The 11485-nt window shown below is 48.9% G+C and carries 11 protein-coding genes and 2 pseudogenes; 8 read left to right on the top strand and 5 right to left on the bottom strand.

Features of this window, described 5'->3' with window-relative positions:
• Both BM299_RS18075 and cooS read right to left on the bottom strand, forming a co-directional pair.
• Window positions 1-398 (bottom strand): annotated as a pseudogene (locus BM299_RS18075) (acetyl-CoA decarbonylase/synthase complex subunit alpha/beta); the annotation flags it as partial.
• Window positions 392-2413 (bottom strand): anaerobic carbon-monoxide dehydrogenase catalytic subunit, encoded by a 2022-nt coding sequence (cooS, locus tag BM299_RS18070; protein ID WP_092487773.1) that lies wholly within the window; start codon window positions 2411-2413, stop codon window positions 392-394. The pseudogene BM299_RS18075 and the gene cooS, both read right to left, overlap by 7 nt.
• 281 nt (window positions 2414-2694) lie before the next feature.
• Here cooS and mtaB point away from each other — a divergent pair, with 281 nt between their 5' ends.
• From mtaB to BM299_RS18055, 3 genes are all read left to right on the top strand, one after another.
• Entirely contained in the window at window positions 2695-4053 is a 1359-nt protein-coding gene (gene mtaB, locus BM299_RS18065) for a tRNA (N(6)-L-threonylcarbamoyladenosine(37)-C(2))-methylthiotransferase MtaB (protein ID WP_165608429.1), read from the top strand.
• Window positions 4054-4121: 68 nt separating this feature from the next.
• Window positions 4122-4466 carry a hypothetical protein gene (locus BM299_RS18060; RefSeq protein WP_092487767.1) on the top strand — a complete coding sequence of 115 codons (345 nt, stop codon included), beginning with the start codon at window positions 4122-4124 and terminating at the stop codon, window positions 4464-4466.
• A gap of 179 nt (window positions 4467-4645) precedes the next feature.
• Window positions 4646-4927: a DUF503 domain-containing protein gene (locus tag BM299_RS18055; protein ID WP_092487764.1), complete on the top strand. Its 282-nt coding sequence runs from the start codon at window positions 4646-4648 to the stop codon at window positions 4925-4927.
• 121 nt (window positions 4928-5048) lie between these two features.
• On the opposite strand, the gene BM299_RS18050 is transcribed toward BM299_RS18055, so the two are convergent.
• Window positions 5049-5978 carry a DMT family transporter gene (locus tag BM299_RS18050; protein WP_092487762.1) on the bottom strand — a complete coding sequence of 310 codons (930 nt, stop codon included), beginning with the start codon at window positions 5976-5978 and terminating at the stop codon, window positions 5049-5051.
• 254 nt (window positions 5979-6232) lie between these two features.
• Here BM299_RS18050 and BM299_RS18045 point away from each other — a divergent pair, with 254 nt between their 5' ends.
• The 5 genes and pseudogenes from BM299_RS18045 to BM299_RS20535 all read left to right on the top strand — a co-directional run bounded on the left by BM299_RS18045 (window position 6233) and on the right by BM299_RS20535 (window position 9658).
• A complete protein-coding gene (locus tag BM299_RS18045) occupies window positions 6233-7063 on the top strand; it encodes a basic amino acid ABC transporter substrate-binding protein (RefSeq protein ID WP_092487759.1) in 831 nt (276 codons plus the stop codon).
• A gap of 83 nt (window positions 7064-7146) precedes the next feature.
• A complete protein-coding gene (locus BM299_RS18040) occupies window positions 7147-7860 on the top strand; it encodes an amino acid ABC transporter permease (RefSeq protein ID WP_207545236.1) in 714 nt (237 codons plus the stop codon).
• Complete coding sequence (locus BM299_RS18035) at window positions 7853-8575, top strand: amino acid ABC transporter ATP-binding protein (protein ID WP_092487753.1); 723 nt, start codon at window positions 7853-7855, stop codon at window positions 8573-8575. The genes BM299_RS18040 and BM299_RS18035 overlap by 8 nt, the downstream gene beginning before the upstream one ends.
• 303 nt (window positions 8576-8878) lie before the next feature.
• Window positions 8879-9048: pseudogene (locus tag BM299_RS20570) on the top strand (HD-GYP domain-containing protein); the annotation flags it as partial.
• Entirely contained in the window at window positions 8993-9658 is a 666-nt protein-coding gene (locus tag BM299_RS20535) for a hypothetical protein (protein WP_425429505.1), read from the top strand. The pseudogene BM299_RS20570 and the gene BM299_RS20535, both read left to right, overlap by 56 nt.
• Window positions 9659-9912: 254 nt before the next feature.
• Here BM299_RS20535 and BM299_RS18020 read toward each other — a convergent pair whose 3' ends face one another.
• Both BM299_RS18020 and BM299_RS18015 read right to left on the bottom strand, forming a co-directional pair.
• Entirely contained in the window at window positions 9913-11043 is a 1131-nt protein-coding gene (locus BM299_RS18020; RefSeq protein ID WP_092487750.1) for a copper amine oxidase N-terminal domain-containing protein, read from the bottom strand.
• 63 nt (window positions 11044-11106) lie between these two features.
• Window positions 11107-11352 carry a hypothetical protein gene (locus BM299_RS18015; RefSeq protein WP_131820685.1) on the bottom strand — a complete coding sequence of 82 codons (246 nt, stop codon included), beginning with the start codon at window positions 11350-11352 and terminating at the stop codon, window positions 11107-11109.
• Window positions 11353-11485: the final 133 nt, after the last annotated feature.

Raw genomic sequence — 11485 nt, 5'->3', positions numbered from 1 at the left:
ATGTACCTGACGGCCTCGATGATGTCGGCGGCGTACCAGGTGGCCTCGCCCCACTTGCGGGCGTTGGCGAAGGTTTTCTCTTCCTTAACGGCGGCGCGCATCCGGTTCAGTACCGGCACCATGTCGCCCAGGGTCTTGATTTCTTCGCCGCTCAGGCAGCGGATGACCGGCAGGTAGTAGGCTGTGTCGGGATAGCCCACGGGATGGTCCTTGCCGTAGGTGCGGATGGCCTGGTTTAACAGGATCTCCGCGTAGCTCAGGGCGGTGATGGTTCCTTCGTAGGCTTCCTTGAACAGTTTCTTGGGCTCCTGGCCCGGTTCTATAGCGCCTTCGAATATTTGATCAAAGCCGGTGACTTCGGTCAATTCTCTTTCCCTCCCTTTCCAGCGATTTACCAGTTTTGGCAAAGCGGGGTTTCCAAATCTTCGGCGACCCGGCGGTGTATGCCTAACTTCCAAGTGCGGTATTCCAAAGCGTTCAACAGTTTTTGAATTGACGTTTCAATGTCCGGCTCCAGAATGAAGTACCCGCCAAATACGTCGCCGGCAATTTGGGTCAATATGCTGTAAATCAGGTCGCAGCCTTCCACCGGCGGCATGGTTCCCACATGGGTGGGCAGCCCGATGGTTACGGCCCAGGTGCCGATACTGGTCGCTTTGCCGCTCATGGCTTCGGGAGCGGAGGCTACAAACGGCACTTTCGGTGTGTCAACGCCGAGGTCATCCGCCATCAACATCAGCAGCTCGGCCGCCCTGGAGTTGTCCACGCAGGAGCCGATGTGCAGGACCGGGGGCAGACCGTATTTCAGATTGGCTTTTTCGCTGATACGCTGGTAGAATTTCTTCAGACCTTCGCCGCAATATTCATCTACCTTGGCGGGGTCCATCAGCCCTTCCTTGGCACAGGCCTGGGCGTTACAGCCCGTGGAGATGACCAGCACATCGTTTTTCAACATGGCTTTGGTAATTTCCAGATGGGCCTGATCCTGGAAGGTTTTCAGGTTGTTGCAGCCCGCCATCAAGATAACGCCTTTCAGTTCACCGCTTAAAATGGCGTCGTTAAGGGTACGAACGGGATTATCCGGGTTAACTGTCTTGAATAATTCAAAAATTGCCTCCAGGCTCCAGCCGGCAACAACTTTGTTCTTGACATTGGGAATGTGTACCGGGCGGTTGCCGCGCTCCTTGAACGCCGCTATGGCCTCACGGATAACTTCTTTGGCGTTTTCCATGGCCGTGGCTTCCTGGTAGTCTATGTGCATGGTGCCGGGATTCTTTACGATGTCCGAAGTGGTGATCAGCCTGGTGCCAAAGCACTGGGCCACCGTGTTGAGGGCGGGCATAATGCACTGCACGTCCACCACCATGCAGTCCACGGCACCGGTGCAAATGGCCAGTTCCTGGGAGGAGAAAGATGTAACGATGGGTACGCCCTGGCGCATGAGCACTTCATTGCCGGTACAGCAGATACCGGATAATTGTATGCCCTCGGCTCCGACAGCCTTGGCTTCACCTTCCAGCTCACGGGCCGCGGCAACGATCATTTCGCTGAGCAGCGGGTTATGGCCGTGCAGAATGATGTTTACTTTCTTGGGATCCAGCACACCCATGTTGGCTTCACTGACAACGGGTTCGGGAGTACCGAAAATAATATCCGACAGGTCTGTGGCGATCCACTTACCGGCCAGGTCGGCCAAACCAACCCGTACCGCGCTGAATACCAGGTTGACCGGATCGTTATCCATACCTACGTGGGCCTGGGTTACCAGGTCGGAAATGGTGGCGTGGATGCCGTGGGGCATGACATAATGGCTTCTGTATTTTTCATTTCTGTCTTTGGTGACCGTTTTGGTGATCCAGGTGGCATCGCCTTCCCCTTTGCAGCGCCTGAAATCTTCCAGGGCCAATTCCGACAGTTCCCTGGCCAGGGTGGCATTATCTTTGCCTTCGGTTTCAATACCGACTTTCTTACATACTCTGTACAGCTTATCTACGTCTTTTATAGAATAATCCGGTGCATGTCCTTCGGATACCATATGCAAAACGTGGGCAATATGATTTCCGTGTTGGGCATGGGACGCACAACCGGTTAATATCATTAAACCTACGCTGCGGGCCACGATAGTCCATACATTGGCACCGCAGATACCCCTGCTGGCCGGACCTTCGTCAGCCTTGATGCGGCAAGGTCCCATCATGCAGAAACGGCAGCAGATGCCTTTATAACCGAATTGACACTGTGGTTGCTGGGCCAATACGCGGTCAAAGGCTGTGGTTACTCCCTGCTCTTGGGCCACATCGATCATTTCCAGGACCGCAGGGTCAACTGAACGCTTGACATTTTTGGGATCAATGACCCGCGGTGTCTTGTTCGAGGGCCGGCAGGTCAGGATTGGATCTCTAAACCTTGGCATTAACTCGACCTCCTTAATTGATTAATTATTTTGTTAATTTAGTTGTTTTAAATTAAAGATAACATCACCCACCTTTACAGACTAATATAAAAAAGGCATAATTCGGGTAGAGTAAAAATGCTATAAATAACTATACTAAATAATTCCTGTTTTGAGCAAATGTTAAAAACATTGATTAAGGGCGATATATAAAGCATTTTATGGACAATCGCTCTAAAATAGTTATTTTAAGCATATTTTCATAATTTATTGATTTTTAAGACTTGAAGTGGGTGAATGCTTTGAATCAATGCGCTAACAAGGATGGAGAAAGGGAGATTACTTTCAAAGTTATTACCTTCGGGTGTCCCGTCAACCGGCATGAAAGCGTGGCCATAGAGTCGGCCATGCAGCAGGCGGGCTTTATTAACACGGAGGGGCGGGCCCGGGTGAACATAATCAACAGCTGTGTGGTTACCGGAGCCGCCGCCGCCGAGGCCCGCCGGGTGGCCAGGAAAATAAAAAGAGAGGACCCGCATGCGCTGGTAGTGCTGGCGGGCTGTTATCCCCAGGTATATCACCGGGAACTGGCGGAGGAAATGCCGGAAACTGATATCCTTATCGGGACCAGAGGGCGGTCCGCCCTACCGGCCCTGATCCGGCAGGCTTTGGATGAGAAATGGCATGGGCCGCGCCTCATGGTCACGGAGCACGAGCAGGGAGACAAGTTTGAGGAAATGCCGCTGCTATCCTGGTATGGCCGGGTCCGGCCGGTGGTTAAAATACAGGAAGGATGCAATGAGTTCTGCACCTACTGTATTATCAGAAAGGCCCGGGGGCGGTCCCGCAGCCTGCCGCCGGACCGGGTGCTCGAACAGGTGCGATCCCTGCTGGAAGCGGGATACCGGGAAATCGTCCTGGCGGGGAACCAGTTGGGCCTTTACGGACAGGATCTGGGGGATACCGATCTGCCGCAGATAATTGAAGAGATGAGCCGGCTGCCTTATGATTTTCGCATCCGGCTGAATTATGTGGAGCCGATGAACGTGACCGAGCGGCTTTTGGAAACCGTGGCTTTTAACCCCAGGGTATGCAACCACCTGTACATACCCGTGCAAAGCTGTTCCGACCGGGTGCTGAAAAGGATGGGCCGGAAATACCGGGCGGCGGATTTTGCGGCCATTGTGCGCATGGCCAAATCCCTGGCGCCGGGTATTTCCATCTGGACCGATTTGATAGTGGGATTCCCGGGGGAAGAAGAGGCGGACCATGACATTACTTTGCACATGATCCGGGAGCTTGGGCTGGCGCACCTGCATGTGTTTCCCTATTCACCCCGTCCCGGTACGCCCGCGGCCCGGTTTACGGACAATGTGCGCCCCGATATTAAAAAGAAGCGGGTCGAGGAAATGCAAAGGCTGGACAGGGAACTTTCCAGGAATTATAATGGTAGCGTGCTGGGTGAAAAATTGCGGGTACTGGTGGAAAGGATCGTGGGTGAAGGACAGTGCGGCTTTGCCGAGGGGTATGCCGACAATTACGTTAGTGTAAGGGTGCCTCTGGAATGTACGTTCGGTGTCGAGAATAAACTTGTGGGGCAATTTATCAATGTGCTGGCCCAGGCTGATGCCGGGTCATATTTGGCGGGGACCCTAATTTAATAATTGACTTTTACAGTGCTGAAATGTAAAATAGTGATAAAAATCACATATATTGTGGGTGATTTTAATTGTTAAACAAGGTGTGTATATTATACAAAGATCACCTTCGGCTGACGTTGTTGGTCGGTGGCGGGCAGGCGCGCAAAACCTATATTTACTGGCTGAAAGAGCCGCCTTTTGCCATGCAGGATTACGAAAGTTATGAAGGCAGATGGATAGAGGGAAGCGTGGAAGAGCCGGTGATTTTACTGGAAAGCGCCCCGTCAGGAGTGCAAAAAATCGATTTGTCCCCGTACATCGACGAGATTGAAGTCATATACCAGATAATGGGTGTTTCTCAGTCAGGCAAAATAAGCTGGAAAACTGTTTCCGAAGATGAGTATAATGATTTCATGAAGAACATTGATTTTTAGGCCCGCCCCGGTTTATACCGGGGTTTTTTGTAATTTGATATGACTCTATCCACTTTATGCAAAATTTTTTTTAATTGCCTGGAAAGGGGACAGGTACCGTTTAAAAAACCAATCAAAGCCAGCCGCCTTATTTAGTGTACCTTACCGTGGGGATTGTCGGCTTAAGGAGGGAAGTCAACATGGTTGTGGGGGTTTTAACGCTGGAACTTTTGCTGCAGGAAGCGGATTCCCTGAAAGGAAAGCGGAAGGTTTTAAAGAGCTTGCTGGAAAGGCTGAAGCATCGCTTTAACATATCGGTGGCGGAAGTGGGCCGGCAGGACAATTGGAAATACTCCACGGTGGGGATTTCCGCCGTCAGCGGCGATATGGCGCACATGCAGCGCGTGCTTGCCTCGGTGGTGCGGTTTGTGGAAAACCATAACGGGGTGGAAGTACTTGATGTGCATGAGGAGTTACTTTAAATTGAACGTCCGGCGGGGCGGGTTGTACCAGGTAAAAAGGGGACTGGCTCTTTTTTCGCTTTTTGAAAAAAGTACCTGTCCCCTTTTTATCTGGGTAGACCCTCATGCACCTTGGCGCGCATTAACTCAGTCCCGGTTTTTCCACCAGGCGGTCCTTTTCCTGGTTTAAGCTTTCCGCGGTATCCGCACCGCCTTTTAGTTCGGCGACCAGCATCCCGGCCAGGATGAGCGTGCAGCCTGCCACCTGTACGCCCGCTAAAATCTCGCGCCCCAGCAGGTGGGCGGTGATGGCCGAGAAAACCGGTTCCATGGTAAATATGATGGCCGTGTGGGTGGGGGAGGTGTAACGCTGCACGGTGTTTTGGATCAAAAAAGCCAGTGCAGTGGCGGGAATGGCGGTGATAAAAAAGGCCACCCAGATCGGTGTGGTGATCTGTGCCGGCATTTTTTCCAGCCCCAGGGCGAATATGAAGCTGACGACCGAGACCGTGGTAATCTGGATAATGGCCATCAACACCGGGTTGTGACGCCCGGCGTACCGCCCCACCATGAGGATGTGCAGCCCGAAACAAATGGCGCAGCAAAATATCAGTATATCTCCCAAGCCCAGCTTGAAGCCGCCGCCTTGCAGGGTCAAAAACCCCAGTCCCAGGGTGGCACAGGCAACGCCTACCACCACGTAAGGTCCGGGCATTCTCCGGTATAATAGAGCGGTAAACAGTGGCACCAGGACCACGGCCAGCCCGGTGATGAAACCGGCGGTGGCCGGGCCGGTATATTGGAGCCCTACTGTTTGGAAGGCATATCCGCCGAACAAAAACAAACCGATAAATGCCCCGGCCTGCAAAGTGGCGCGGTTCAGGTCCGCCAGATGGCGCCAGTAGACGACGGCCAGAAAAGCTGCGGCCAGCAAGAAGCGCAGGGCCACAAAGTAATAAGGGCCGATGCCCGATAGGGCGTCCTGGACCACCACAAAGGTCAGGCCCCAGGAGAAGGCCACAAATAAAAGGGCCAGATCGGCCTTGACTTGTCTTTTTTTAAGTGCGTCCATGGGGTTGCAGATTCCTTTCGTCTCATTAACCAATCAATAGCTATTTTCCCACCGGGCTATTTTATTGTCAAGTAAAAGCTCGGTGCATGCTTTTTGTGCAATTTGTCCTATAAAGAATAAATTTTCAGCAGGATTTTGTTGTTTCAAGGCGAATTTCTTCCATTTGTTTAGGATTTCAGAAGGAGGTGCTGAGAAAGAATTTAAGCGGTTAAAAAATAAAATAAATTCTTAATTACCGAAGGAGGGAATGGTTATTGAAAAAATGGTTTAAAGTGAGTTTGGTTGCTTTAACGGCCCTGACGCTCGTGGTTGTGGCGGCCGGTTGCGGCGGCGGCGAAAAGGCCAAGGAAACCGCCGGCGAGGGTGAAAAACAGGGCGCCCAAACCACCAAGCTGGTTTTCGGTTCCGACACCGCCTATGCTCCCTTTGAATTTATGGGAGAGGACGGTAAATTAAAGGGTTTTGACGTTGACCTGATTGACGCCATTGAAGAAGTGGCCGGCGTGGAAATCGAAATCAAGGGCATGAACTTTGACGGCATAGTGCCCGCTCTGGAAACAGCCAGCATTGACGGCGCCATCTCGGCCATGACCATTACCGAGGAAAGAAAACAAAAAGTTGATTTCTCTGTTCCTTACTATGCTTCCGGCCAGTGTGTGGCCGTGCGTGCGGACAATGAGACCATCAAGGGATTTGACGACCTGGAAGGCAAGAAAATAGGCGTACAAATCGGCACCACCGGTTCCATTGAAGCCAACAAGGTGCCCAATGCCGAGATTACGGACTACAATATCATCGGCGACGCCTTCCTGGACCTGAAGAGCGGCGCTGTGGACGCGGTGGTAAATGACTTTCCCGTAACCGCCTACTATATCCAGCAGGGCAACGACGACGTCAAGATCGTCGGTGATATGAAAACCAGCGAGCACTACGGCATAGCCGTGCCGAAACAAAAACCCGAAGTATTGGAAATGATCAACGATGCTCTGGCCACCTTGAAGGAAAACGGCAAGTTTGACGAGATTTATAAGAAATGGTTCGGGGCCGCCCCGCCGGAATACCTGCCCGGTGAACCCCAGAGCTGATAGATATGCAACCAAATAACGGAATTAGAATATGCGTAATGCCTTAAAAGGTATTACGCATATTTCCTGTTCCGGCGGAGAAGGTGAAATATTTGGATGTTGTAATAGAGAATTTACCGGTGTTGATATTTCAAGGAGCCAAGATCACGCTGCAAATAACGATAATTTCCGTGGCCATCGGTTGCTTGCTTGGTTTGATCGGTGGGTTGTCGCGTCTTTCACGGCGCAAAGTATTACGTTTTCTGGCTACGGCCTATGTAGACTTTTTCCGCGGAACCCCGCTTCTGGTACAGATTTTTATTGTTTATTTCGGAATTCCCAAATTATTAATGGATTTGCAGTCGTTTATGGTGGATAGCTACGGGATGACGCCGGTGGCGGATTCATTTGCCCTGCCCAGGTTTCTGGCCGCGGTAATCGCCTGCAGCCTGAACAGCGGCGCATATGTGGCGGAAATATTCCGGGCGGGCGTACAGTCCATTGAACGGGGTCAGATGGAGGCCGCCCGCTCCCTGGGCATGACCCACGGACAGGCCATGCGCTACGTTATTCTGCCCCAGGCGTTCAAACGGGTTATCCCTCCGCTGGGTAACGAGTTTATTGCCATGTTGAAGGATACCTCCTTACTGTCGGTTATCGGCTTTGCGGAATTAACCAGAAACGGCCAGTTGATTATTGCCCGGACTTATGAATCCTTTGCCATCTGGTTGACCGTCGGATTTATTTACTTGATCATGACCTTCACCCTGTCCCGTATCGTGGATTACCTGGAGAGGAGGTATAAAACCGGTGATTGAGGTAAAAAACCTGTATAAAAATTTTGGCAAGCTGGAAGTTCTCAAAGATATCAACTGTCGGGTCGCCCTCCAGGAAGTGGTTTGCGTTATCGGACCCAGCGGCTCCGGAAAAAGCACTTTTCTACGTTGTTTAAATTTGTTGGAGGAGCCTACCGCGGGGGATATTTATATAGACGGCATAAATTTAACGGATAAGAATACCAATATTAACGCCGTGCGCCAGGATGTGGGCATGGTTTTTCAGCGATTCAACCTTTTTCCCCATAAAACCGCCCTGGACAATGTCTGCCTGGCGCCCATGAAGGTGAAAAAACTGTCACGGGATGAGGCGGAAAAAATAGCCCGCGAACTGCTTGATAAAGTAGGCCTGTCGGACAAGGCCGATGTTTACCCGGAACAGCTTTCCGGCGGCCAGCAGCAGCGGGTGGCCATCGCCAGGGTGCTGGCCATGCGGCCCAAGGTGATGCTTTTTGACGAACCCACTTCCGCCTTGGACCCCGAAATGGTGGGGGAAGTGCTGGCAGTAATGAAGGATCTGGCCCGGGAAGGCATGACCATGGTGGTGGTAACCCACGAAATGGGCTTTGCCCGCGAGGTTGGCGACCGGGTGATATTTATGGACGAGGGGCGTCTGGTGGAGGAGGGAACGCCCGAGCAGGTTTTCGGCAATCCCCAAAACGAGCGAACCCGAACTTTTCTCGGTAAGATTTTATAGATGTTTGCCAGCAGGGGTGAGATGATTCCACCTTATCATAAGTAGCACGTTATCCAAAGTAAATGCTCCATCCTACCGGGAAAAGGGATTATGCCATGATCCCTTCTGGTTGCGCAGTTAGGCCTCCGGACAATGGACATCAAGCATCTGAAATTGGACAACTTGAAATGGAAGGATAATCGCATCGTATTGACGAAGTCGAAAACGTCCAGAGCGCTCAGCCTACCCCTGCTTCACGATGTCGGCTGGGCGATCATTGACTATCTGAAGCCATCGCAAAATATAATGAGTCCAACCCGGAGGGGTTATCCCCTTGGGCTGAAAGGAGAGAACATACCTCTGGAATGTCGCATTTTGGCTATCGCCGATGATATGATGCAATGACCAGTGATCGGCCTTACCGGAAGGCCATGTCCCATGAAGAAACCTTGGCTGAACTCAGAAGGTGCGCCGGAATTCAATTTGAACCTTAGGGCCGAATTATGCAACCGCCCGGAGCCGAGTGAGCTCGTATCAAGGAAAGGGGACAGACCTCCTCGAGGAATGTCCCCAATTTACGGCCGAGTCAGTGAGCGGAAGGTACCACCACTCGGCTTTTTTAAAGGCCGGCAAAAATTAATGGTTGGTAGGGCTGGAAATAAAATAACGGTGCTGCCATATAATTTTTCAAGTAGAGCTGGATGTTGCTGCGGCGCACGCCGCTTGCTTCGGAAAACTAAAATAAAAAGTAGCACCTTTGTCAATTTCGCCAATCATCCAGGCTTGACCATTATGCCTTTTGAGTATTTTCTGACATATAGCGAGTCCTACACCTTTATGGATTTTCACATTATAGCAAATTTCCCGTCCGACAGGGATTATAAAGGTAGCTTAAAGATGTATAATAGCGCAGGGGAGTTAGTTTTTGGACCAGTTGACGCTTTGGGACGAGGTACAAGCTGTGAAGAAAATGATTGGGATCATACAAAATGGTGGTTAACCAATGCCGATACCCTACGGGCCAATATACTGCCTGGATTGTCGGTCCGGGAACCCCAGAATCTTCTTATGGACCTTATGAAAGGGTTTCCATGGACCCTGTAAGCGGTAATGCTTTAACTGCAGAAGAAAATGGCTGCTCCGGTTTTATGATTCACGGTGGTGATCCTTAAACCAATACTGATGCAACTTGGTACCCATTACGCCAACATACGGTTGCATCAGGATATCCAACAATAACCAAGATGCCTTAATTAAAAAGATTAAAGAAATTGCAAGTGCAGATGCTGTAGGCAAAGTTACAGTAAATAACATCTAAGCAAGTAGTGTGCTCATAAGGGTAGGGTTTAACCCTACCCTTAATACTTAAATCTATAGTTAGGACTAGGCATATTTACTATTTCTTCACGTGATACAGCTCTTATAAACTCAATACTATCTTGATTGTTAAAATATCTATAAACTTTAAATTTTTTTGAAGGGTATTCACTTACAAAGTCAAGTCCTTCACCGTTACGATGCCATAAAATGTAGGCTGTAGTAATATAATAATTTTCTGTTGGAATTAGTAATAATAAATTTTTATCCAGATCATAAATTGCTAGATTGCTTTTTGAGGTATTGCCGAAGGCAAAAGCCAATTTGTTTTTGTCGGGTGACCAACTATAGGCGTGAATTGTTTCTACGAATCCATTTTTAGCCGTTTTTAACATGTCATTTAGTATAAAATGTTCTCCTGTGTTAAGATTAACAACAAGTACTTTATAACCGTAATGATAAAATAATTTTAAGGCCAGGTAATCTTTATTTGCTGATAAACCTACTGAACTAATTGATAACGGTTTTTCTGTGAACATAATTTCGAAGTTCTTGTTCTCTTTTTTTATCATAATGGAAATTATGACTGAATTAGAAAGGTATTTTTCTTTTGCAAGGGATTTATTGGCTATTAATGTTATATTATCTTCTTTCCATATAATATTGTCAATATTCCATTCAATGTTAGAAGTATATTGAGGGATATGATAGTCTAAAGTTTCAAGTTGAACAGTATTGTGCTTAATTCTTTGTATTATTACCGTTTTAGTGTCATGTTGGTAATTAACAATTGTACCCATCGCCTCTGAAACAAACCTTATCGGTACTAGCGTCTTTCCTTTGACAACTTTAGCCGGAACGTCTAGTTCTATCGCAGCACCATTCTTATAGGCCGTCTTTTTACCGACGGTTAGCTTTACAGTATCATTATCTTTGGTAGCCGTGACTGTATTAGTAGCACCATCCCAGTCTACCTTAGCACCTAAAGCCTCGAAAATAACCCGTAATGGTACTAGCGCACGACCGTTCTCCAGTATAGGTGATACGTCGAAATCTAGCTTTTTATCATTAAAAGTAACGGTAACTAGTTCAGCAGCCATAACACCACTTGGTAAACTGGCTATTAAAAATACTCCTCCAACCAAGAGAAACGCTAACCACTTTTTCTTCAATGGAAAGACCCCCTTAAAATTCTTACTTGTAGCTGTTCTCTTGCTTATAGACGAAAGGAACCATTATTTTGTTGCCTGACAACTACCACATTTTTTCTCTTTCAGTGATTTCAATATCCTTTCGTATTCGTCTCGATTACCCTCGTCATTCACAAGCATATACCCTTGAGAGTGAATTCCATTTTTAGTAAACTCATAACTACAAATATACTTAGCCCAAGCGTAGATGTCGCTAATTTTACCCGGTGCTTCTAACTCGTCAGTGAAGATGATTTGTTCTTGTAAAGAAGATGTAGCGTCACTTCTCATCTGTGTTACCATCAACACCTCAAATTTTTCCGGGCCATACTGTAGATCGTAAAATAGAATTGACCCCCGATCGTCAAGTAAAACTGACCCACCCTATGATAAAATCTCCCTCGAAAGGGGGATGTAAAAGAGG

Source organism: Desulfoscipio geothermicus DSM 3669, from assembly GCF_900115975.1.
Taxonomy (GTDB): Bacteria; Bacillota; Desulfotomaculia; order Desulfotomaculales; family Desulfallaceae; genus Desulfoscipio; species Desulfoscipio geothermicus.
Note: the sequence above shows the minus strand (reverse complement) of the source record. Positions and strands in the feature narration are given on the sequence as shown.

Coding starts and splice junctions, on each gene's coding strand:
- BM299_RS20535 (WP_425429505.1), top strand. CDS start 8,993: ATGAAGAAACCTTGGCTGAACTCAGAAGGTGCGCCGGAATTCAATTTG.
- cooS (WP_092487773.1), bottom strand. CDS start 2,413: ATGCCAAGGTTTAGAGATCCAATCCTGACCTGCCGGCCCTCGAACAAG.
- BM299_RS18055 (WP_092487764.1), top strand. CDS start 4,646: ATGGTTGTGGGGGTTTTAACGCTGGAACTTTTGCTGCAGGAAGCGGAT.
- BM299_RS18050 (WP_092487762.1), bottom strand. CDS start 5,978: ATGGACGCACTTAAAAAAAGACAAGTCAAGGCCGATCTGGCCCTTTTA.
- BM299_RS18015 (WP_131820685.1), bottom strand. CDS start 11,352: ATGAGAAGTGACGCTACATCTTCTTTACAAGAACAAATCATCTTCACT.